At 61.5% G+C, this 22,936-nt stretch carries 18 protein-coding genes; 7 read left to right on the forward strand and 11 right to left on the reverse strand.

Going from position 1 to position 22,936, the window contains the following annotated elements:
- Window positions 1-96 precede the first annotated feature (96 nt).
- The 4 genes from PR017_RS11505 to PR017_RS11520 form a co-directional block, all read right to left on the reverse strand.
- Entirely contained in the window at window positions 97-1,374 is a 1,278-nt protein-coding gene (locus tag PR017_RS11505) for an L-fuconate dehydratase (RefSeq protein WP_111222435.1), read from the reverse strand.
- 229 nt (window positions 1,375-1,603) lie between these two features.
- Window positions 1,604-1,990: a BRA0787 family protein gene (locus PR017_RS11510; RefSeq protein ID WP_111222434.1), complete on the reverse strand. Its 387-nt coding sequence runs from the start codon at window positions 1,988-1,990 to the stop codon at window positions 1,604-1,606.
- 236 nt (window positions 1,991-2,226) lie between these two features.
- Window positions 2,227-2,610 (reverse strand): DUF427 domain-containing protein, encoded by a 384-nt coding sequence (locus PR017_RS11515; protein WP_111222433.1) that lies wholly within the window; start codon window positions 2,608-2,610, stop codon window positions 2,227-2,229.
- Between the two features lie 530 nt (window positions 2,611-3,140).
- Entirely contained in the window at window positions 3,141-3,344 is a 204-nt protein-coding gene (locus PR017_RS11520; protein ID WP_111222431.1) for a hypothetical protein, read from the reverse strand.
- A gap of 352 nt (window positions 3,345-3,696) precedes the next feature.
- Here PR017_RS11520 and PR017_RS11525 point away from each other — a divergent pair, with 352 nt between their 5' ends.
- The 5 genes from PR017_RS11525 to PR017_RS11545 all read left to right on the forward strand — a co-directional run bounded on the left by PR017_RS11525 (window position 3,697) and on the right by PR017_RS11545 (window position 9,644).
- Complete coding sequence (locus PR017_RS11525; RefSeq protein ID WP_111222430.1) at window positions 3,697-4,608, forward strand: hypothetical protein; 912 nt, start codon at window positions 3,697-3,699, stop codon at window positions 4,606-4,608.
- A 132-nt stretch (window positions 4,609-4,740) separates the two neighbouring features.
- Window positions 4,741-5,253, forward strand: a complete 513-nt coding sequence (locus PR017_RS11530) for a (2Fe-2S)-binding protein (protein WP_111222429.1) — start codon at window positions 4,741-4,743, stop codon at window positions 5,251-5,253.
- Window positions 5,250-6,266 carry an FAD binding domain-containing protein gene (locus PR017_RS11535; protein ID WP_111222428.1) on the forward strand — a complete coding sequence of 339 codons (1,017 nt, stop codon included), beginning with the start codon at window positions 5,250-5,252 and terminating at the stop codon, window positions 6,264-6,266. The genes PR017_RS11530 and PR017_RS11535 overlap by 4 nt, the downstream gene beginning before the upstream one ends.
- Window positions 6,263-8,530 carry a xanthine dehydrogenase family protein molybdopterin-binding subunit gene (locus PR017_RS11540; protein ID WP_111222427.1) on the forward strand — a complete coding sequence of 756 codons (2,268 nt, stop codon included), beginning with the start codon at window positions 6,263-6,265 and terminating at the stop codon, window positions 8,528-8,530. Before PR017_RS11535 ends, PR017_RS11540 begins: the two co-directional genes overlap by 4 nt.
- A 10-nt stretch (window positions 8,531-8,540) precedes the next feature.
- Window positions 8,541-9,644: a catalase family protein gene (locus PR017_RS11545; RefSeq protein ID WP_111222426.1), complete on the forward strand. Its 1,104-nt coding sequence runs from the start codon at window positions 8,541-8,543 to the stop codon at window positions 9,642-9,644.
- On the opposite strand, the gene PR017_RS11550 is transcribed toward PR017_RS11545, so the two are convergent.
- From PR017_RS11550 to PR017_RS11560, 3 genes are all read right to left on the reverse strand, one after another.
- On the reverse strand, window positions 9,641-10,930 hold the full coding sequence (locus tag PR017_RS11550) for a DUF763 domain-containing protein (RefSeq protein ID WP_111222425.1): 1,290 nt from the start codon (window positions 10,928-10,930) through the stop codon (window positions 9,641-9,643). The two genes, PR017_RS11545 and PR017_RS11550, sit on opposite strands and share 4 nt — an antisense overlap.
- A gap of 52 nt (window positions 10,931-10,982) precedes the next feature.
- Window positions 10,983-11,480 carry a GAF domain-containing protein gene (locus PR017_RS11555; RefSeq protein WP_111222424.1) on the reverse strand — a complete coding sequence of 166 codons (498 nt, stop codon included), beginning with the start codon at window positions 11,478-11,480 and terminating at the stop codon, window positions 10,983-10,985.
- A gap of 112 nt (window positions 11,481-11,592) precedes the next feature.
- Window positions 11,593-12,666, reverse strand: a complete 1,074-nt coding sequence (locus PR017_RS11560) for a hypothetical protein (protein WP_111222423.1) — start codon at window positions 12,664-12,666, stop codon at window positions 11,593-11,595.
- A 231-nt stretch (window positions 12,667-12,897) separates the two neighbouring features.
- On the opposite strand from PR017_RS11560, the gene PR017_RS11565 reads away from it, so the two are divergent.
- The gene (locus tag PR017_RS11565; protein ID WP_161959385.1) at window positions 12,898-13,800 is read left to right on the forward strand and encodes a heparin lyase I family protein; all 903 of its coding nucleotides are present in this window, start codon (window positions 12,898-12,900) and stop codon (window positions 13,798-13,800) included.
- A gap of 180 nt (window positions 13,801-13,980) precedes the next feature.
- Here PR017_RS11565 and PR017_RS11570 read toward each other — a convergent pair whose 3' ends face one another.
- Window positions 13,981-14,433 carry an NUDIX hydrolase gene (locus PR017_RS11570; RefSeq protein WP_240539148.1) on the reverse strand — a complete coding sequence of 151 codons (453 nt, stop codon included), beginning with the start codon at window positions 14,431-14,433 and terminating at the stop codon, window positions 13,981-13,983.
- A gap of 209 nt (window positions 14,434-14,642) precedes the next feature.
- On the opposite strand from PR017_RS11570, the gene PR017_RS11575 reads away from it, so the two are divergent.
- A complete protein-coding gene (locus PR017_RS11575) occupies window positions 14,643-17,915 on the forward strand; it encodes a cellobiose phosphorylase (RefSeq protein WP_111222420.1) in 3,273 nt (1,090 codons plus the stop codon).
- A 76-nt stretch (window positions 17,916-17,991) separates the two neighbouring features.
- On the opposite strand, the gene glmM is transcribed toward PR017_RS11575, so the two are convergent.
- From glmM to tilS, 3 genes are all read right to left on the reverse strand, one after another.
- Window positions 17,992-19,344, reverse strand: a complete 1,353-nt coding sequence (gene glmM / locus PR017_RS11580; protein ID WP_111222419.1) for a phosphoglucosamine mutase — start codon at window positions 19,342-19,344, stop codon at window positions 17,992-17,994.
- Between the two features lie 208 nt (window positions 19,345-19,552).
- Window positions 19,553-21,496 carry an ATP-dependent zinc metalloprotease FtsH gene (ftsH, locus tag PR017_RS11585; protein WP_111222418.1) on the reverse strand — a complete coding sequence of 648 codons (1,944 nt, stop codon included), beginning with the start codon at window positions 21,494-21,496 and terminating at the stop codon, window positions 19,553-19,555.
- 127 nt (window positions 21,497-21,623) lie between these two features.
- On the reverse strand, window positions 21,624-22,928 hold the full coding sequence (tilS, locus tag PR017_RS11590; protein ID WP_111222417.1) for a tRNA lysidine(34) synthetase TilS: 1,305 nt from the start codon (window positions 22,926-22,928) through the stop codon (window positions 21,624-21,626).
- Window positions 22,929-22,936 lie beyond the last annotated feature (8 nt).

Consider the following 22,936-nt stretch of genomic DNA (forward strand, 5'->3'; position numbering starts at 1 on the left):
GGGCGCGTCTCGGTGAAACATGGCGAGTAACGGAAAAAACCGCAATGGCCGCGAACGCTCCTCTCGTCCGCGGCCCGCCGCAGGCCTGAAACGCGTTCAGCCGCGGAATGTGTATGTTTCGATCGATTGCGGCTTCATCTCGATCGAGAAGCCCGGCATGCTCGGAGGCATGTAGGCGGCGTCCTTGATCGTGCAGGGATCGAGGAAATGCTCGTGCAGATGATCGACATATTCGATCACGCGGCCATCCTTCGTGCCGGAAACCGCGATGTAGTCGATCATCGACAGGTGCTGCACATATTCGCAGAGACCGACGCCACCGGCGTGCGGCCAGACCGGCAGCTCGTACTTTGCCGCGACCAGTAGCACCGCCAGCACCTCGTTAAGCCCGCCCATGCGGCACGAATCGATCTGCACGATATCGATCGCCCCCTCGGCGATGAACTGCTTGAACATAATGCGGTTCTGGCACATCTCGCCGGTGGCCACCTTCACCGGCGCCACGGCTTCGCGGATCTTGCGATGGCCGGCGATATCGTCCGGGCTGGTCGGCTCCTCGATAAAGAACGGTTTGACAAAGGCCAGCTGGTTCACCCAGTCGATGGCCTCGCCGACTTCCCAGACCTGATTGGCATCGATCATCAGATAGCGGTCGGGGCCGATCACCTCGCGGGCGATGGTAAGGCGACGGATATCGTCCTCGAGGTCGCGGCCGACTTTCATCTTGATATGATTGAAACCGGCATCGATCGCTTCCTGGCAAAGACGTCGCAGCTTGTCGTCGCTATAGCCGAGCCAGCCGGCCGACGTCGTGTAGCAGGCATAACCATCCCGCTCGAGGGTGGCGATGCGCTCCGCCTTGCCGCTTTCGGCTTTTTTCAGAAGCGCCACGGCGTCGTCGCGCGTCAGCACGTCGGTCAGGTAGCGATAATCGACGATATCAGCGATCTGTTCGGCGTCCATCTCGCAGACCAGCCGCCAGACCGGCTTTCCAGCCTGCTTGGCGAGCAAATCCCAGACCGCGTTGACGACGGCGCCGGTTGCCAGATGCATGGCGCCCTTCTCCGGGCCGATCCAGCGAAGCTGGCTGTCGCTGGTCAGGTGCCGCCAGTATTTTCCTGGATTTTCGAGCACGGTAGCAAGGTCGGTGCCGACAACCAGATGCGACATCGCCTTGATCGCCATGCAGCAGATCTCGTTGCCCCGGCCGATAGTGAATGTCAGGCCATGGCCGGAAAGGCCCGGCTGGTCGGTATCGAGAATGACGTAGGCCGCCGAGTAGTCCGGGTCGGGGTTCATCGCATCCGATCCGTCAAGGCTGAGCGAGGTCGGGAAGCGGATGTCGAATACGCGGAGATCGGTGATACGCGTCATGGCGGCGGCTCCTTGGAATTGCCTGTCAGCGACTGAGCACTGGCGTTAACGGGCCGCAAACTCCAGCAGAAGCCCACCCGGCTTGTTCTTATGTGAAGAATATTTTCACAGATGGGTCGCACGTGCAAGATCGCCAAGCGAGTTGAGAGTTCGGGAGCGCGCTTTTCACGGCACTAAAAAGCCGCCGGTCTTTGCAAACCAGCGGCTTTTCAATCCATCCCGATACGACCTAGCGGTCGGAAATATCTTCCGCCTGGCGCTCGGCAACTGCGGCAACTGACAACGCGCTGTCGTCGGCCAGGAGCCGCTTGCGCACCAGGACGCTCATTACGCGGGCGGCGGTCGAAAATGTCATCGTGTCGAGCGGGCCTTCACCTTCCCAGGGCTTTGTCAGACGCTCGGTCACCGCGCCGAGCAGGTTGCTCGGCATGATGTCTGTACAACCCCGCATCGCCTCGAAGGCGGCACTGATCGGAAAGATCCGGCCTTCAAAGGTGACCAGCGGCTCGGAGCTTTCGGCGTCCCATTCCTCGAACGCGTGGATCGCTTCGCGGAAAAGCTGCTGCAGGGTGATAGGTGCGTGCCCGTCATGGAGGGCTGGCAGTACATTGGTCATGGCTGTCTCCTTCTATGAAGATCCGAGGACCTCCGGTAAGGCCGGCAACATGGGTAACGAAACGTATTCCCGTTGGCCAACTAACACGACCGAGTCTATAGATTAATCAGGATTAGGAAAGCCCCCATCGGCCAGTTCGTCGATTACGCTTCACTTTCAAGACCTTATTTGCCTTATCATCCTGATGAAAGTTAGTGCAATGCGCCACCTGGCGCATCCGTGGGGAGCAAGTTATGTCAGGTCGCGGGGGTGATTTTGATATCATCGACGCGATTGGGGTAGAAAGCCATGAAGCCCTTTATGGCGGCAACTGCGTCATGCGGGTTTTCGTAGGTCCAGATTGCATTCTCCGAGCGCTCGCCGCCACCTGGTATGCTGTAGTAGGAACAGTCGCCCTTGTATGGACAATGGGTGCTGTGATCCGTTCTCTGCAACTCCGTCATGTCGACATCCTCGCGGGGTATGTAGAGCACCGGCGGATATGACGCCTCCCGCAAGCTGAGTGCGCGGCGCGTATTAGCGATTGTCTTGCCTGCCACCGTGATAACCACGTGATCGTTTGTCTGCTCGATCGAGATGGGATGGTCGGGTCCGGGGATCTTGATCGGGTTTTGCGGCATTTGCATTCCTCCACCGTGTCCGGCGCCTTGCCGGGCTATCTTCACGATATAGGGTGGCGCGTCGTCGACGCAATGCATGCCTTAGGCGTATACTCTCCTCTTGTGGTTACGCATTAAGGTTTACAGCGGAAGCAGCTGGAAGTAGCAATCGTGCTGACATAGGCATGCCCGATAGATGGGTGCAATGATTGCAGTCCACGCCGGGAGGCTCGACCTATGCTTATGACCTCGCGCGAAGCTGCAGATCTCAGTCTTCAGATAATCCTGGCGGTCGGCGCAGTCACTTGGGGCATGGCGGTGGCGGATGTCTCGCTCCGGGGCCGGCAAACGCCAGTGCACATCATAGACATCGGACGTCCCGTCCTTTGGGCAGCTGTGCCCATGCACATCGATCGACCAGATCAGATGTTTGCCGTCAACGCAGCAACACCGATAGCACCCCGGCCGGAAAACGGCATCTGTATCGACACGATCGGGCTGAGAATGGCGTGCGACCTCATCGCCCCACGTCCGCGATCGTCGTAAGCCGTTTATCCCTCGAGCATGGTCCTGAGTTCGGCGGGGTCGCTGATGCCGAACTCGTACCAGTCGATCAGCGACCGCGCGGCCACCTGCGCATCGGCGCTTTGAATATCGATTGACCTGTCCGCGCACCAGGCGTCCAGCACCGTCTGCAGCATGCCGAGATCGCTGGATTGAATGCCTTCCTTGGGCCAGTCCGTCGTTGTGGTCATTGCTCGCCCTTGACTTAGATCCTCGCTCTGCAAACTTACCCACAATTGCCGTATTTTCAACAAATTTGCTCAGACTGCCCAACTGTTAAGTCGGACCCGTGGGAAATTTGCAGCAGTTCGGACTGTCGAACCACAAGAGAGGTAATTTTCGGCCTGAAATCAGGAACCAACTTTCCACTTGCTAGTTCTTGAAACGGTTGGTCGCGCCACATTTGCGGCAACTCAAGATTAATTGAAAAGGCCATTCATCTGGCAGGAGGTTATTATGGGTCGTGGTATTTTGCTTTGGCTGCTTGGCATTCCGATTCCGCTCATCATCATTATTCTCCTATTCGTCCGATAGGAGGTCTCAGTGACCATTCCAACAACAGGCTACGCACCGGCGGCTCCGCTCGAATCGTCGGCTTCCGCCGTCAGCTGGGCGCCGGTTATCGCCGGTGCAGTCGCTGCGACGGCGATCACCCTGATACTTCTGCTGGTAGGCTCCGGCCTCGGGCTAACGATGGTGTCCCCTTGGGCGAACGCCAGTTCGTCGGCAGCAACTGTCGGCGTCGCTGCAGCCGTGTGGCTAATCGTCATCCAGTGGCTTTCTGCCGGCGTGGGTGGCTACCTCACCGGGCGGCTTCGCACGAAATGGACCGGCGTTCATACCTACGAGGTCTTTTTCCGTGACACGGCCCACGGGTTCCTGTCATGGGCATTGGCAACGATCGTCGTTGCCGGCCTGTTGAGCTCGGCTGTGAGCTCCGTCATAGGTACCGGCGTGCAGGCAACGGCAGCTGTCGCCGGTGGTGCAGCTGCAACAGCTGGTTCAGCTGCGGCCTCTGGTGCTTCCCAGTCCACGAGTACATTCTCGCCCGCTTACTACACCGACGCGCTGCTTCGGCCCTCACGTCCCCAGGCTGCGCCCGGCAATGACAGCAACGAGAACGTGACTGCCGAAGTGTCGCGCATCCTGCTGACTGGCGCCGCCGATGGCGGTATTTCGCCTGACGACCGCACCTATCTGCAGCAGGTGGTCGCCTCGCGCGCCGGCCTGTCCGATGCCGACGCAAAAGCGCGCGTTGACACAGTCCTGAAGCGTATCGACGACGCCAAGGTTGCCACCCAGCAGGCAGCCGACAAGGCTCGCAAGAGCGCATCGGTCGTCGCTCTTCTCGGCGCCCTGTCCCTGCTCGTCGGCGCATTCATCGCCGGTGTTGGCGGCGCCATTGGTGGCCGTCAGCGCGACGAGGACGAAGAACGCATGGCGCTCAACACCTGAGCCAACTTTGCAACTGATTCGGGAGGCGGCCTCAAGCGGGCCGCCTTTTTTATTTGCGCTGCGACCCGTGAGCGCCTCCGGAACAAACTGCGCCTTTTGAGGTTTGCACCCTGTCCCACTGAAAGGTTTCCTATGCAAAACCCATCCCCAACGCCGTCCGGCTTTACGGTGCCGGTCGTCCTTACCATCAATGGCGAAAAGCATGATCTTCAGGTGGCGCCCTGGACGACGCTGGTCGATCTCCTGAGGGAAGATCTTCATCTGACCGGAACAAAGAAGGGCTGCGACCACGGTCAATGCGGCGCGTGCACGGTGCTGATTGATGGTGTCCGCCTGAACTCGTGCCTCATCCTTGCCGTCACCCGCGACGGCGCCGAAATCACTACCATCGAAGGTGTCGGCGAACGCGACAATCTTCATCCCATGCAACGGGCCTTCGTCGAAAACGACGCCCTGCAGTGCGGTTACTGCACCCCCGGCCAAATCTGTTCCGCCATCGGCCTCGTCAACGAGGGCAAGGCAAGCAACCGGACGGAAATCCGCGAGCTCATGAGTGGTAACATCTGTCGTTGCGGAGCCTACACCAACATCGCCGATGCGGTCGAAGACGTGCTGTTTGAAGACCGCCGGGAGGCAGCCGAATGAACCGCTTTGAATACATCAAGCCCGCCAACGTCAGCGAAGCGGTTGCCGCACTCGCATCGAATGCCGGTGCGCAGGTTATCGCCGGCGGCACCAACATCGTCGATCTGATGAAATACGATGTGGTCGCCCCTTCCGTGCTCGTCGATATCAATGGCCTCCAGCTGAAAGACATAGAAGCACTGCCAGACGGTGGATACCGGATTGGTGCGCTCGCATCCAACAGCGCAATCGCCTATCACGAAGGTATCGAGCGGGACTATCCGCTGCTCTCCAGCGCCATTCTTGCCGGCGCTTCCCCGCAGCTCCGCAACGCTGCCACGGCGGGCGGAAACCTGCTGCAGCGGACGCGGTGCTATTATTTCTATGACCCCTCGACGCCGTGTAACAAGCGCGAGCCGGGCAGCGGCTGTTCCGCCATCGGTGGCCTCAACCGTATCCATGCCATTCTCGGCACGAGCGACAGCTGCATTGCAACCCACCCATCCGACATGTGCGTCGGACTGGCGGCGCTTGATGCCGTTGTCGAGGTCACAGGCCCGGACGGTGAACGCACCATCGAATTCGCCGACTTTCACCGCCTTCCCGGCGATATGCCGGAAAAGGACAACACGCTGATGCACGGCGAAATCGTCACGGGCATCCGGATTGGTGGCAAGCCGAGCACCACGCATCACACATACCTGAAACTGCGCGACCGTCTTTCCTATGCCTTCGCGCTGGTATCCGTCGCCGTTTCGCTGGACATGGACGGGGGTGTCGTATCCGGCGCCCGTATCGCGCTCGGTGGCGTTGCCCACAAGCCATGGCGTGACCGGGAAGCCGAGGCCGCGCTCATAGGGCGCCAACCTTCGGAGGCCGATTTCCGCGCCTTCGCCGCTACGCTGCTTGCGCCAGCAAAGGGCCAGGGCAGCAATGATTTCAAGATACCGCTGGCAGAGAAGGCCATCGTGCGTGCCCTGAGGCAGGCCGTTGCCGGAACCCCGCAGGTCCAGTCCGTGAAGGCGATCGCATGAAAGAGAGCCCCTTGAGCACCAACACACGCCACATTGGCCACCCTGTCCCGCGCGTTGACGCCGGTCTGAAAGTCACCGGCCAAGCGACGTATTCCGCCGAATATTCCGAACCTGGCCTGCTGCACGGCGCCGTCGTGCTGAGCACCATAGCCGTCGGCAAGATCGTCAGCATCGACACCACGGCCGCGAAGGCCTTTCCCGGTGTCGTGGAGGTCTTTACCCACGAAAACCGGATGGACGTCGCGTCGTCGGACAAGAAGTGGCAGGACGATACCGCAGCCCCCGGCCATCCTTTCCGACCGCTCGATTCCGACAAGATCCTGTTCGACGGCCAGCCCGTCGCTTTCGTCGTCGCCGATCGATTCGAGACTGCCCGCGATGCGGCAGCTCTGGTGAAGGTACAATACGAGGCAGCCGAGGCGCGTACCGACATCGAGGCGGAGCGCGGCAACAGCTACGTGCCGCCCACAAAGAGAAACGGCATAGCACCTCCCCCGAAGCCGCGCGGCAAGGCAGAAGAAGCCTATGCATCGGCGCCCTTCAAGGTATCGGCGGATTACGCGCTGGAAGGCGAACACCACAACCCGATGGAAATGTTTGCCACCACCGTTCTATGGGAAAATGATAAGCAGCTGACCATCTACGACAAGACACAGGGATCGCAAAACTCGCAAAAGTTCGTCTGCAATGTTTTCGGGCTGGAACAAGATGACGTGCGCGTCATCAACGCCTATGTCGGGGGCGCCTTCGGTGGCGGCCTCCGCCCTCGCCACCAGCTTTTCCTCGCTGTCATGGCAAGCCTACAGCTGAAGCGCTCCGTGCGTCTGGAACTGACGCGTCGCGAAATGTTCTATCTCAGCTTCCGGCCGCTGATGCTGCAGACGGTATCCCTTGGCGCCGATGCCAACGGCCAGCTGCAATCCGTCATGCACGACGTTGTTTCCGGCACTTCCCAGTTCGAGGACTACCAAGAAGTCGTCGTCAACTGGTCGGGTCTCGCCTACCGCTGCGAGAACGTCAAGCTGGGCTACGAACTCACCAAGCTAGACACGATGACACCGGGCGACATGCGCGCCCCGGGCGCTGCATCAGGCCTTTTCGCGCTGGAATCCGCGATGGACGAACTCGCCTACGAGATCGACATCGATCCGCTCGAACTCAGGACCCGCAACTTCATTCATTTCGACCAGAACGATGACAAGCAGCTGACCAGCAAGGCGCTGCATGCCTGCTACCGGCAGGGTGCGGAACGCTTCGGCTGGTCCCGTCGTCAGATGCAGCCGGGCTCGATGCGCGACGGCAACGAACTGGTTGGCTGGGGCATGGCCACAGGCTTCTGGGATGCGATGCTCAGCCCCGCCGAGGCCAAGGTTCGCTACACCGGCAATGGCCAGATCGTCGTGGAAGCGGCAGCCAGCGATATCGGCACCGGCACCTATACGATCCTGACGCAGATCGCCGCCGAAGCCTTCGACGTTGCCATGGACCAGGTCGTCGTTCAGATCGGCGATTCCGCACTGCCGACGACGACGGTCGAGGGTGGTTCGTGGACAGCCGCCTCCACGGGTTCAGCCGTACAGGCCGGATGTCAGGCTGTCATCCAGAAGATCCTGACGCTGGCACAGAAGACCAAGGGATCGCCACTCGACGACGCCAAGATTGGCGATGTCGTCATCCGCGAAGGCCGCCTGGTGCTGAAGACGGACGAAACAAAGGGAGCGGCCATCGCCGATCTCCTTGCCGCCGAGGGGCTGTCGTCTCTCGAGGGTGACGGCTCCGTGGCACCGGACAAGATGCAGATGATGAAGTTCATCAGCTACACCCATTCCGCAGTCTTTGCGGAGGTGCGTGTCGATGCGGAACTGGGTGTCGTTCGTGTCACCCGTATCGTCAGTGCGATCGCTGCCGGCAAGATCCTCAACCCGAAAACGGCACGCAGCCAGATTCTCGGCGGCGTCGTCATGGGGATTGGCATGACATTGCATGAAGAAGGCATGTGGGATCACCGCAGCGGCCGGATCATGAACCACAACCTTGCTGAATATCACGTGCCGGCCCATGCCGACATCGACGACATCGATGTGATCTTCGTCGAGGAATTCGACGACAAGGCAAGCCCCATCGGCATCAAGGGCCTCGGTGAGATCGGTCTCGTCGGCGTCAGCGCGGCGATTGCGAACGCGATCTTCCATGCCACAGGCAAGCGCCAGCGAAACCTGCCGGTGACCATCGACAAGATCATCGACCAAACGATGCCAGCCTGAGGACGACCCCATGACAAAGAGCCCCCCGCACAATCCGCAAGCCTACCGCGACGATCTGGAAACCGTCGAAAAGGACGAACCGGAGACTGCCCGCGCACTGGCGGAGACCATGCTCTCGATCTCGCACAAGACCTACCGCGACGGAGGCCATGCCATCCGCAGCGTCCATGCCAAGAGCCACGGCCTGCTGGAAGGCGAGTTCCGGGTCATGGACGGCCTGCCGCCGGAACTGGCGCAGGGCCTGTTTGCAAAGCCTGCCAGCTACAAGGCTTTCGTGCGGCTATCGACGACGCCCGGAGACATTCTCCATGACAGCGTCTCGACACCGCGCGGTCTGGCGTTGAAAATCGTCGATGTCGATGGCCCGAGGCTTGACCCGGAAGACGACAGCGCATCCCAGGATTTCCTGATGGTCAACGGCAAGCAGTTCAACGCGTCTAGTGCCAAGGCCTTTCTCCTCAACCTCAAGGCACTGGCGGCAACCACCGACCATGCCGACGGCCTGAAGGAAGTTGCCTCGAAGGTGCTGCGTGGCATCGAAAGCGTTATCGAGGCTGTCGGAGCCAAAAGTGCCTCGATCATCTCGCTCGGCGGCCATCCCGAGACCAATATCCTCGGCGAAAGTTTCTTTGCACAGCTTCCCCTTCGCTACGGCGACTATGTCGCCAAGTTCGCGCTCGTTCCACAATCCGAAGAGCTGAAAGCGTTGACCGGCCAGGAGCTGGACCTCAACCATAACCCAGACGGGCTGCGCGAGGCTGTGTCCGACTATTTCGCCAGCAACAAGGCGGTTTGGGAGTTCCAGGTGCAGCTCTGTTCGAGTGCGGAAGAGATGTCGATCGAGGATGCCGCTGCCGTCTGGGACGAGGAAAAAAGCCCGTTCATCACTGTGGCCACCCTGACGGTCGAGCCGCAGCCATCCTGGACAACTGAGCGAGATCGCGAGATCAACGACGGCATGTCGTTCCGCCCCTGGAACGGCCTTGCCGCCCACCGTCCGCTTGGCAGCATCATGCGGATGCGCAAGCTAGCTTATGCCCGCTCCGCAGCCTTCCGCTCGGAACGCAACCAGACGCCGGTCGAAGAGCCTACCCAGAAGGCGCTGACCGCCTAGCTGAGATCAGCCTTGCGGCAGCCGCTTTCAGCATCCGGAATTTCAACACTCTCTTCGGCTGGTTCCCAGCCGAAGACGCTCCGGCCGCCCCACTCCGCCGAGCGCCGGAATTCGCCGGCGATGATCTCCTTCAGATCGGGGCCGGTAACGTAGCGCTCCAGCTGGCGTGTCTGGTCATCGAGCCGTTTCAGCGCCTGCATCTCCTCGTCACGACCGAGCCGCCCCTTGCGCACCGCCGATTTCATCACGTTGATTGTCTCGTCATAGACCTTCAGCGGCACGGGAAACGGATGCCTGTCCTTGCCGCCATGGGCGAGCGAGAAACGAGCCGGGTCGGAAAACCGGCAGGGCGCGCCATGCACCACTTCCGCTACCATCGCCAGAGCCCGCACCGTGCGCGCGCCAACACCGGGCACCAGCAGCAATTGCGAAAAGTCCTTCGGCCCACGATCGGCCGCAGCAGCAATCGCGCCATGCAGCCGCCGCATGTTGACATCTTCCTGGCGGACATCGTGATGGGCAGGCATGATCAGGTGTGGCAGCGTCATTTGATCGGATATTTTGGGAGGTTTGCCGGCAGCCTCGAGATCGATGACCTCGCGCAGGATGCGGTCGGGGCCGAGCGAGGCCAGCAGATCCAGCTGGCCGGAGCGCGACTGGTCCGCCCGCCGGTCGGCAAGGTTGACGATCTCGCCGAGGCTATGGCCTTCTATCGCGGCATGCGGCGAATCGAGGAAGCTTTCCAGCCCCGCCGATTGCCAATGGTAGCGCCGCGCCTGTCTCGCCTCGCCGTTCATGCCCTGCTGCACCACCACCCACTTGCCGTCGTCGGTGACGATGAAGCCGTGCAGATAGAGATCGAAGCCGTCCTGCAGCGCTGCACTGTCCACCTTGGCGACAAGCCGGCTGGTCGTCGCCAGCGCCGCCCCATCGACGCCGACGCGCTGGCCGATGGCCATCAGCTCGTCCGGTGTCTTGCGCGATTGCGCGCCTCGACCGCCGCAGACATGGATGCCCAATTCACCGGCCATCGGCGCCAGCCCGCGCTTCAGCGCTCCGATGACGCTCGTGGTGATACCGGACGAATGCCAGTCCATCCCCATCACCGAGCCGAAGGATTGAAACCAGAAGGGATGAGCAAGCCGGCTGAGAAACTCGTCGCGGCCGTAGTGCTGGACGATGGCCTCAGTGATCAGCGCACCCAGCCGCGTCATGCGCTGCCCCAGCCACGGCGGCACACGACCACCATGCAGCGGCAGATCCGCGCTTCCCGCCCTTTTCGTCACGAACCCGTTCCTCTCAGCCGATTACCCCCAAATCACAGGCGAACGATGGTTGTCAGCCATCCCAAGCCGTCGCACCGATAAAGATCGCCGCCATCGCTTCGATGCCGGCCTGATCGACACGGTCGAAACGGCCCGGCAGCGGGCTGTCGAGATCGAGCACGCCGAACACCTGGCCATCGCGGATCAACGGCACGACCAGCTCCGAGCGCGAAGCGGCGTCACAGGCGATATGGCCGGGAAAGGCATGGACATCCTCGACCAGCATGGTTTGCGCCTTCTCCACCGCCGTCCCGCACACACCACGGCCCACGGCGATCCGCACGCAGGCAGGCTTGCCCTGAAAAGGACCGAGCAGCAATTCGTCCTCCGACTGGAGAAAATAGAAGCCGGCCCAATTGATATCGGGCAGCATCTGGAAGATCAGCGCCGAGGTATTGGCAGCATTGGCAATGGCATCTGTCTCGCCGGCAAGCAGGCCGCCCAGCTGCGCCTGCAGCGCATGGTAGAACTCCGCCTTGTCGGCATGTACAATCATGGTTTCCTGGAACATCGCCTATCTCCCTTGTTCTGTCATACCGCTGGGCGGGGATGCCTCATCCCCGATGCCCGCACCTGTCGTCTTGCCCTTTTATCGTCCCGGAGCGTGTATAGGCCAATTCGCATCACCCTGACAGGGACTGTCGCGGCCGACCCAGCCTCCATAACCAGCGGAGAATACGATATCCCGCAAATACCGCTGCCAGCACCCACATCAGCCCCGCCAAAAGCCAGCCGGATACGGTTGCAAGAAGGCCTGCCGTGGTCAAAGCGGCACCGCCAACCAGCACCAGCGCGCCACGGAACCGCGGGCCGAAGCTTTCCGCAAGCCGCCGGAAACGCGAGATATCGGCGGGACTATCCGCAAGCTTCAGCACATCGTGCGTGGCACGGTAGCCCGCTCCCTTCGCCAGAGCGCCTAGATCGGTCGCGGTGGTCGTCAGCGCCGCCAGCGGTTTCGCCCGCACCGAACGGGAAAGCGCCAGCCGGGCCGCGCCAAGATTGCCGGCGGAGGCAAGATCGACCGTCTCCCGGACAGCCTTGCCGTCGATCAGATCAGTCGCCACCGAGGTCATCGCGCGACGGAACGGCGGCCGCAGCAAATCCGCCTTGTCGGCGACCTTCAGCGCCGTGACGCCGACCCGCGCCGGCGATGCCATGCCGAAACTCGCAATCGTCGCGCCCGTAATCACCAGCCCTGCGGCGGCAAGCCCCATCGTCAGCGGACTGTAGACCTCGCCGTTGATGTAGGCTCGGCCTTCGTGCACCAAGTCGCGGGCGTCGCTGATGCCGGTGAGATCTGCGGTCACGGCACCCGCCAGCGCCTCGGGGCTCCTGGCGTCACCGCCGGCAAGCCCGCTCCAGGCATCCCGCAGGCTGCGTCCGGCATCAAAACCCTGTGCAGCTGCGACACGCTGTCGAAGATCGGGCGGGGTGATAACATCACGGCTATCGGCGAGGGCCAACAGGCTTGCAGCCAGATCCGGATCGTCATCGCCAAGCGCCTTGACGATCGCATCCTGGTAGGCAGTGGCCGGAACCCCGCGCAGGCGATAAGCGACAATCTCCGCCTCGCCCGCCCCCGGCCGCAGAACCGCCACCCCCTCCACCGCCTTCGGCACGACGACAACCCCCGCAACCAGCCCGCAGGCAAGGATCGCAGAGAGCGCAAAGCGGGATACGGAAGAGAGCAAAACCACGAAAACCTCGCTGGCTCGAAGCTTCGGCCATGCGCAGGATATAGGGAGCGAGGGGGGAAACGGCAATTGAGTTGGGATGTTGGGGCAATGGTCGATCTGAGAGCGCGCCCTGACTTGTACTTTATGACCGATTGAGCAGGATCTGAAGCTTTGCTGTCGTGATCCTGTCCCATAAGCTGCTTGTAGCCACCGACTCTGAGGCCCTGCGCTCTCAAGGAAATGCTGACGATAATGACCACGAGATCCATAAAACTCGCATCCATCCTGTTGGGCCTGCTTGGCTTCGGTCTATCCTTAGCCGTTGCGCAGGATGTAGCAGCACCGCTCTCGGCGGGATTTGAGGACCTGTGTGTCGCTGATAGCGCCCATCCACCGAAGCTCTGGAAGATAAGCGGCAAACTCGACCCCAATGCATGGAGATCGCGTATTGTCTGCGACCTCTCGTCGCCTGCGCGGCCCGTCTTGCATATCACGGTGCATCCCGGCGACGCGCCTGACCAGAGCGTCGGTGACGCACCGATAGAGCGCGTCGAAATCCAGATCAGGAAGCAGGTCATCAAGTTCGACAAGCCGACCTGGTATCACTTCGCCTTCAGGCTCGACGCGCCATGGGCAGGGATCGGCAATCGCACCGTCATCCATCAGGTAAAGCAGAATATCCCGACAGAAGAGACGAAGCCTCTCGGTTCCTGCCAGTCAGCCAACCCGCTGTTCAAGATCGAGGCGATCCCCTCCAAGTCCGGCGCAGTTTTCGTTGCAAAGGTGAGAGGAACATCGGACTGCAATGCCGGTACGTCCCAGATCGTCTGCGGACCTTGGCCCCTCGAGATCGGCGAATGGAACGATGTCAACGTCATGCTGAAGCCAAGCCTTCAGGAGGGCGCAAGCGCCTTGCAAGTCGCCCTCAACGGACGCGCCTGCGCAATTTCCTACACCGGACGCCTCGGCTATCTCGATCACGGCATGCGCGACGAAGACGGGCACCCATACATAGACGTCCAGCCACGTTTCGGAATCTACAGGGACACCCTGCCCGATCTCATCCAGTCCATCGACTTCGCCGATATTAAATTCTGGTCCACCGACCCCACCGGCGATCCCGCCTGGTCGAAACTGGCAGGATCCAGCAGGTAAAGGAGAGCCGCAAAAGCATTCTTGCTTCACGCCCAGAATGCTCTTGTGGAATACCTCCTGGCTTGATCCACGACCATAATCGCCAAAGGTGGCATTGATGGTCTCACGCTGGGCGATGTCAAATCGGACGGGAGGTCGGCATTCGGAGCTACGGGAAATAGTGCTTATGGGGTCATCCCCTTAGTTCGGATCTGCCAACTTCAGTTTGGCCAGCGCGCTCTTCAGCCCTTTGGGATAGAGTTCCGGGTAGCCATCGCGATCGAGTTCGTCCGGGTGGTACCAGCGCGCGACATTGCGGGTGCCGTCGCTTTCGTGAAAGACGATGTGATCGCCTGTCATGGATTGTTCGAGAGGGAATTTGACCTCGAAGACGAAGATCACCTCATGACCGGGCACGCCGCCAAAGGTGTAGAGGTTTTCAAAAACCTGCGGTCCGCCGACAATTTCGATCTCGACACCCAGTTCTTCCATGAACTCACGCTTCAGTGCGACTTCGGAAAGTTCGCCAAACTCGATACTGCCACCCAGCGGACGCACACCTGCAACGCGACCTTGGCCGTCTGGAACCTCGGCTGCGAGAAGGCGCCCTTGGTGCCAGACCAGGCCTATTGCCTTCACGCTGATTGGCGTCACTGGATACGATGTGCTCATCCTCGATACAATTAGAAGAGTAAATTAACGGCCGCAAGTCGTCGAAACGCGCTGCGGTCGGAGGTCAAAGACCACCTCCGCCGTTTCCCCGAACCCACTATCCCGCTCATCCCGTTTTGCCGCAGATTTTACTGCGCTTTCTCTGCGGCTTGTGATGTAGTCCCCGCAGGCCGCAATCAGCGAGAGACATCATGGCATCCGACCTCCACCGTAGTTTCCAGACATCCCGTCGCGAAGATCTTGGCCTTACGACGATCGGCAATCCGGCCGGTCTTTCGGTATCTGCGCTTGCCAATGGCGCGCTGTTTGCCATCGAGCACAGCGACGCCGCAGGCGTGCAGGTGATGATCAATCAGGTGCAGGGCTCGCCGATCTATGGCGGCATCGGCCGACTTTATCTGCGCACCGGCGGCCCCGATCCGGTGGTGGAGATCGTCGGCCCGCGCGCAAAGGCTCGCTTCGCCAGCAGCGACAGCGCATTCTCGTGGACCGGCGAAACCTATGGCATCCGCCACCGCGTCCGCCTCGAGTTGCATCCAGCCGAGCCGATCTGGCTTTGGCGCGTCTCGCTGGAAAACACCCGCTCTGAAACCGTCGATGCCGACCTCGTGCTGGTCCAGGATATCGGGCTCGGCGACCGCGGATTTCTGATGAACAGCGAAGCCTACGCCTCGCAATATATCGACCACCACATCGCGACGCACGAGCGCTTCGGGCCGGTGATCATGAACCGCCAGAACCTCAAGCAGGGCGGCGGCCACATACCATGGCTGGCACAGGGTTGCCTCGAAGGAGCTGCGGCCTTTGCCACCGATGCGATCCAGCTCGTCGATAGCGGCAGGCCGGACGGACAGCTCGTTGCCGCCTTCGGGGTGGCCCTGCCGAGCGAACGGCGCCAGCACGAAGTCGCCTGCCCGGCACTTCAATCGCCATCGATGTCGCTTGCGCCCGCAGCCTCGGGCAGCGCCACCTTTTTCGGCCTGTTTGTCGCCGATCATCCGGAGGCATCGAGCGATGCCGATCTCGCACTCCTGGCACCGCTGGCGGACCTGCCGACCTCCACCACCGGTGCGCTCATCGAAACGCCACCCGTGCGCAGCCTGGTGCAGGATGCGCCGTTGCTGGTGGCGGTGGCCCTCGACGACGCAGCCGTTGCCAAGCTCTACCCAAGCCGCGAGCTGGAGGAACGTGTGGATGGCCAGCTGCTATCGTTCTTCGTGCCCGGCGGCTTTCAGAACCGCCACGTGGTTTTGCTCGAAAAGGAGCTCCGTGTCGCGCGCCGCCATGGTGCTATCCTGCGCAGCGGACAAAGCATGCTGCCGGACGACAACACGCTGGCGGCAACATGCTGGATGCAGGGCATCTTTGCCGCCCAGCTGACCATCGGCAACACCTCTTTCCACAAGCTGTTTTCCGTCTCCCGCGATCCCTACAATCTCACCCGCAACAGCGGGTTGCGGATCATGGTCGATACCGGCTCAGGCTGGCAGCTGCTGGGCGTGCCCTCGGCATTCGACATGGGCCTCAGCGACTGCCGCTGGATCTACCGGCTGGCCGACCGCACCATCACTGTTTCGGCGATCGCCTCAGGCGACGATCCTGCCATGCAGTGGAGCATTACCGTCGAAGGCCCGGCCTGCCGCTTCCTCGCCTACGGCCAGGTGACGCTCGGCGAGCGTGAATACGAGACGCGCGGGCGGATCACCATCGATGCCGATGCCAAACAGATCACGCTGCAGCCGGACCCGAACTGGCTCTGGGGGCAGCGCTATCCCGATGCCAGCTACCGGCTGGTGTCATCGACGGCAGATGCCGTCGATGTCGTCGGCGGAGATGAACTGCTCTATGCCGACGGCGTCGCGCGGAATGGCCCTTTCATCGCCCTCAGGTCGCATGCGACGCAATTGCTGACCTTCGCCGTCGTTGGTTCGATGGTCGATGCCACCGAGGCCGAACGCCTTGCCCGCAGATACCAGGCCGGCGTCTCCAAAGCCGCCATGCTCGACCCAGCAGACCGCTTCTGGAAACACGCGACACGCGGCCTCGAAATTGCCGGGACCGGCCCGGATCTCGCAGCCCATGCAGCGATCCTGCCCTGGATGGCCCATGATGCCATCGTCCATATGAGCGTGCCGCACGGTCTGGAGCAGTATACCGGCGCCGCCTGGGGCACGCGCGATGCCTGCCAGGGGCCGATCGAATTCCTGCTCTCCTACGAGCATGACGCGGAGGCCAAGCAGGTCCTGAAGATAATCTTTGGCGAGCAGTTCCGCGACCGGGGCGACTGGCCGCAATGGTTCATGTTCGAGCCCTACGCCAATATCCGCTCGAGCGAGGCCCATGGCGATATCGTCGTCTGGCCGCTGAAGGCGCTCTGCGACTATATCGAAGCCACCGGCGATCTCGGCTTCCTCAACGAGACCACGGCCTGGCGCGACGACGGGACCATGGAGCGGACACCCGAGAAGGCATCGATCGCCGACCATGTCGAAAAGCTCCTGGCAACGATCCGCACCCGCTTCATCCCCGGTACCAGCCTGATCCGCTATGGCGAGGGCGACTGGAACGACTCGCTCCAGCCGGCCGATCCGCACCTGCGCGACTGGATGGTCAGCAGCTGGACCGTGGCCCTGCTGTACGAGCAGATCGTCCGCTACGGCGCGATCATGGAAAGCGTCGGCAAGATCGCCGAGGCAAAGCGGCTTCGTGCCAGTGCGGCGGCGATGCGCAGCGATTTCAACCGCCTGCTGATCCGCGACGGCATCGTCGCCGGCTATGCCATCTTCGATCCAGCCCACGACGGTGTCGAACTGCTGCTGCATCCGGAAGACCAGCGCACCGGCCTGCACTATTCGCTGATCTCCATGACCCAGCCGATGCTCGGCGGTCTGTTCACCGCAGACCAGCGCCACGGTCACAAGGCTCTCATCCGCGACCACCTGCTGTTTCCGGACGGTACGCGTCTGATGGAAAAGCCCGCCACCTATTCTGGCGGTCCCGAGACGCTCTTCCGCCGCGCCGAATCGTCGTCCTTCTTCGGACGCGAGATCGGCCTGATGTATGTCCACGCCCATCTGCGCTACTGCGAAACGCTGGTGCTCGATGAAGATGCTGATGGTCTCTGGCAGGCTCTGGCGCTCGCCAATCCGATTGCCGTCACCGACCGTCTTGCGCACGCATCCCTGCGCCAGCGCAACACCTATTTCAGCAGCAGCGATGCCGCCTTCCATGACCGCTACAGCGCCGCACGCGAATGGGATGAGGTGAAGGCAGGCTCCATTGCCGTCGATGGCGGCTGGCGCATTTACTCGAGCGGCCCGGGCCTCTACACCAAAGGCCTGCTGCAAAACGTCTTCGGCTTTCAACGGCAATCGGGCAAACGTGTGGAAAAGCCGTTGATCTCGGCATCGATCGACGTCTCCCGCATGACCCGGGACGATATGCCATCGGAAAGTGCCAGTTAGGGTATCGAGAGCTCAAAGCCGATATAATGAAAAAAGGGCCCGCCAGGAGAACTCGGCGGGCCCTTTGTGTAAAATGTCAAGCGGCAGTTCGGACGTTCGAAATCACGCCGATCAGGTCGTTGACGATGCGCTCGACCTGAACGCGGTCGTCGCCCTCGGCCATCACGCGGATCAGCGGTTCGGTTCCTGACGGCCGGATGACGAGGCGACCGTTGCGTGAAAGCTCGCTCTCGGCATCGGCAATCGCCTGCTTGACCTCGATATTTTCCAACGGCCGGCCTCCGGTGATGCGCACGTTGCGCAGCAGCTGCGGCACGGGTTCGAAGCGGCGGCAGACTTCGCTGACGGGCTTGCCGGAACGCTTGGCACAGGCAAGGATCTGCAGCGCCGCGACCAGGCCATCGCCCGTCGTGCCGTAATCCGACAGCACGATATGGCCCGACTGCTCGCCGCCGACGTTGAAGTCGTGCTGGCGCATGTGCTCGACGACGTAGCGGTCGCCGACCTGCGTGCGGGCCAGTTCCAGCCCCTTGTCGCCAAGGAAGCGCTCGAGCCCGAGGTTGGACATGACAGTTGCGACGATGCCTTTGCCGCGCAGTCGCTGGGTATCGGCCCAGCTCTCGGCAATGACAGCCATCAGCTGGTCGCCGTCGATGACCGAACCGTTCTCGTCGACGATGATGACGCGGTCGGCATCGCCATCGAGGGCAATGCCGATATCGGCGCGCACCTCGTCGACCTTCTTCTGCAGCGCCATCGGGCTGGTGGACCCGCAATTGAGGTTGATGTTGATGCCATCGGGCTCGTTGCCGATCGTCACGACCTCGGCGCCAAGCTCCCAGAGAACGGCTGGTGCGACCTTGTAGGCGGCACCATTGGCGCAATCGATGGCGATGCGCAGGCCCTGCAGCGTCACGTCGCGCGGCAAAGTGCGCTTGGCATTCTCGATGTAGCGGTCATGGACGCCGTCGATGCGCTTGGCGCGGCCAATATCGTCCGATTTCGCCAGCTGCAGGCTCAAGTCCTGGTCGAGCAGATCCTCGATCTGCATTTCGATGTCGTCGGAGAGCTTGTAGCCATCGGGGCCGAACAACTTGATGCCGTTGTCCTTGTAGGGATTGTGGGAGGCGGAGATCATCACACCGATGTCGGCACGCAGCGAGCGGGTCAGCATGGCGACGGCAGGCGTCGGGATGGGACCGAGAACGAAGGCATCGATACCGGCAGCTGTGAAGCCTGCCACGAGCGCGTTTTCCAGCATGTAGCCGGACAGCCGCGTATCCTTGCCGATCACGACTCGATGGCGATGATTGCCACGGCGAAAGATCGTTCCGACCGCAATGCCGACCCGCATGGCAAGATCTGGCGTCATCGGGAAGACGTTGGACTGCCCACGGATTCCGTCCGTGCCGAAATAGCGACGCTTCATAGTGTCTCCCGCAAATTTAAGCGCCTCCCCCACGGAGGCGCGTCCCGACTTGGTTGATGTCCGGGTCATCGAATGCGACGCTCATGCCACAGATCGCCGTCTTCATCACGTCAATTAACGCAAAGAACTATCACATGTCGTGACCGACGAAAAAGGCCGGCTCCCGCATGACGGGAACCGGCCTGATGTTATGAACGCTATTTTGGGATCAACGTGGCTGCGGCTCAAGCCCGCCGTCGGCTTCGTCGCCCTTGGCACCGATGGAACCGTCCTTCTTCGTGCCGGTCTTCGGCACGGCGGACCCACGGCTTGGCGGCGTATCGTCGCCCATATCGCGGGCAGGCTTTTCGCCGCGGATCAGCGCCTTGATCTCCTCGCCGCTCAGCGTCTCGTATTCCAGCAGCCCTTCGGCCACGATGATGAATGCGTCGTGCTGTTCGGTAAGGATGGTACGGGCCTGGGTATAGGCTTCGTCGATCAGGCGACGGACTTCGTTGTCGATCTTCTGGGCCGTCGCTTCTGAAACGTTCTTCGACTGCGACACAGAGTGCCCGAGGAAGACTTCCTGCTGGTTCTCGCCGTAGGCAACCTGGCCGAGCTGGTCTGAGAAGCCCCACTGCGTCACCATCGCACGGGCAAGCTTTGTGGCCTGCTCGATATCCGACGATGCACCGGAGGTGATGTTTTCCTTGCCGAAGGTCAGTTCTTCCGCAACGCGGCCACCCATCATGATGCAGAGACGTGAAATCATCCACGTGTAGCTCATCGAGTAGCGGTCGCCTTCCGGTAGCTGCATGACCATGCCGAGCGCGCGGCCGCGCGGAATGATCGTCGCCTTGTGTAGCGGATCGGCAACGGCGACATAGAGCGCCGTCATCGCATGGCCCGCCTCGTGGTAGGCGGTCAGCTTCTTTTCTGCCTCGGTCATGGCCGACGAGCGACGCTCGGCGCCCATCATGATCTTGTCCTTGGCGTCCTCGAATTCCGCCATGGTGACCATGCGCTTGTTGCGCCGTGCCGCCATCAGTGCCGATTCGTTAACGAGGTTCATCAGATCCGCGCCGGAGAAGCCCGGCGTACCGCGAGCGAGAACCTTGAGATCTACATTCGGTGCCAGCGGCACGTTACGGGCATGCACCTTGAGAATGCGCTCGCGACCGATGATATCCGGGTTAGGCACGACGACCTGGCGGTCGAAGCGGCCCGGGCGCAGAAGCGCAGGGTCAAGAACGTCGGGACGGTTGGTAGCGGCGATAAGGATGATGCCTTCGTTGGCCTCAAAACCGTCCATCTCGACTAGCAGCTGGTTGAGCGTCTGCTCCCGTTCGTCGTTACCGCCGCCAAGACCGGCGCCACGATGACGACCGACGGCGTCGATTTCGTCGATGAAGATGATGCAAGGTGCGTTCTTCTTCGCCTGCTCAAACATGTCGCGCACGCGGCTTGCGCCGACGCCGACGAACATTTCGACGAAGTCCGAGCCGGAGATCGTGAAGAACGGCACATTGGCTTCACCAGCGATGGCACGGGCCAGAAGCGTCTTACCGGTACCGGGAGGTCCGACCAATAGCACGCCGCGTGGAATACGACCGCCAAGACGCTGGAATTTCTGCGGATCGCGCAGGAATTCGACAATTTCCTCGAGATCCTGCTTGGCTTCGTCGACGCCGGCGACGTCCTCGAATGTGACGCGACCATGCGCCTCGGTCAGGAGCTTGGCCTTCGACTTGCCGAAGCCCATGGCGCCGCGCGACCCGCCCTGCATCTGACGCATGAAGAACAGCCAGACACCAAGGATCAGCAACATCGGCAACAGCGTGCCGAGATAGCTGAGGAAGCTCGAAGAGCCATCCGATTCCGGACGGGCCGAGACGACCACGTTCTTCGCCTGCAGCTTATCGAGCAGGCCGCTGTCGATCACCGGAGAGTAGGTCTGGAAGGCAGCGCCATTCTCGACATAGGTACCGACGACACGGTTTCCTGTGATCACCGCATCGCGGACGCGACCGGAATCGACTTCGCGAAGGAACTGCGAATACGGGATATCCCGCGAACTCGTCTGCGAAGGCGAGGTCTGGAACATGCTGAACAAAGCGATCAGCAACAAAGCGATAATCGCCCAGAGAGCGAAATTACGAAAATTAGGGTTCATTGAACTCCCCAGGGACTGAGACAGCCCGGCCTTTTGGCGACTGCATTACTTGGCTGCTAACATAGGGTTACGCCGGGCCCTTGCCAAGGCAGTCAGCGCAACCACATGCGATTTCCGTCAATAACTCCTAAAACGGAGGTGAAACATAGGCTGACCGTCCGAAGGCATTCGCTAGCCGATCCGCAAGATTGAGATCGATTCGTGTCAAAAAGCGGTCGAATGGCGGCAGATACGGTGCAAAACGAAGAGGATAGCCCTTCTCGCACTGGTCTTCATTGTCGAAACGAAATGTGGGTGCCGACGCCGCTGCGCGCATCGCCGCACCTTTTGGGGTTCCCGCAGCGAAAGCCATCCGCGAAGTTGCGCCGGCTGCGACAATTTGCACCCCGCGATGGCCGTCATTGAAAACCTCGAAACGGCCATCCCAGATACCCCTTGCCCCCGGTGCAAGATGCAGAGCGTCAATGTTGCGGCTTTCGCGCATCAAGAAGAGAGCGCTGCGCCTGAGGTCGAAGACCACCCCGCCCGCCGTTCGTCGACCGGGCGCCCCGTTGCCGATAAACCCGAGGATGCGCTGCATCCTCTCCTGGCCCAATCCGTAAGGCTGGCCGCCGAAGATGGCCGCAAGGCAGGAGAGCCCATGGGCAAACTCGGGCGCTGCGGCATCGATGCCATCGGGAGCGATGCGGCACAGCACACCGCCGTCTATAGCCACCGACTGTTCCACCCAGCGCGCCGCCGCCGCCGATAGTTCAGCCTTTGCACTCCCGACGCCAGGCGATGCGACAGGACCGCCGGTTGCGAGACCCGCCCGGACACGGACGCGTTCATAATGAAGGTCGAGATTGCTCGGGTCGTCGATCCAGCCGATATTTCGTTCGGTGAGAAATGCCCGGATGTCATTACGCAGGCAGGACAGAAACGGACGTATCACCCAGATGCGCCGATCGAACAGCACCGCATCGGCAATACCGGTCGCAGTAAACCGCCCTGCCCGCACACGCGCATTGCGCATCGCCAGCGTCTCCTGCTGGTCGTCAAGCGTGTGACCGGTGACGATCAGGTCTGCTTGGACCTCGGCAGCAACGTCGGCCAGCAGGTCGTAACGCGCCTCGCGCGCGGCGGCCATGATGCCGGTCGCAGGCTTGTCACCAAGCCAGCGGTGCGTGCTGTGGGCGATGCCCAGTTTCCGGCAGAGATTGGCCACGGATTTCGCCTCGTCGGCCGAACCGGGGCGCAGGTCGTGATCGACGGTGGCGGCGGAAAGCCGGTGCGAGGGGTGGCTGTCACGGATCGCATCGGAAAGGGCAATCAGCAGCCCGGTCGAATCGCTGCCGCCGGAGATTGCAACGAGGATGTGCGAGGGCTGGCGAAGCGATGCCAGCAGACGGGTTGCAGCCGCCTGAGGCGATAAGACCGTGCCACCGGCCATGGCCTCGC

The sequence above is a fragment of the Rhizobium tumorigenes genome, assembly GCF_003240565.2.
In the GTDB taxonomy this organism is placed as follows: domain Bacteria; phylum Pseudomonadota; class Alphaproteobacteria; order Rhizobiales; family Rhizobiaceae; genus Rhizobium; species Rhizobium tumorigenes.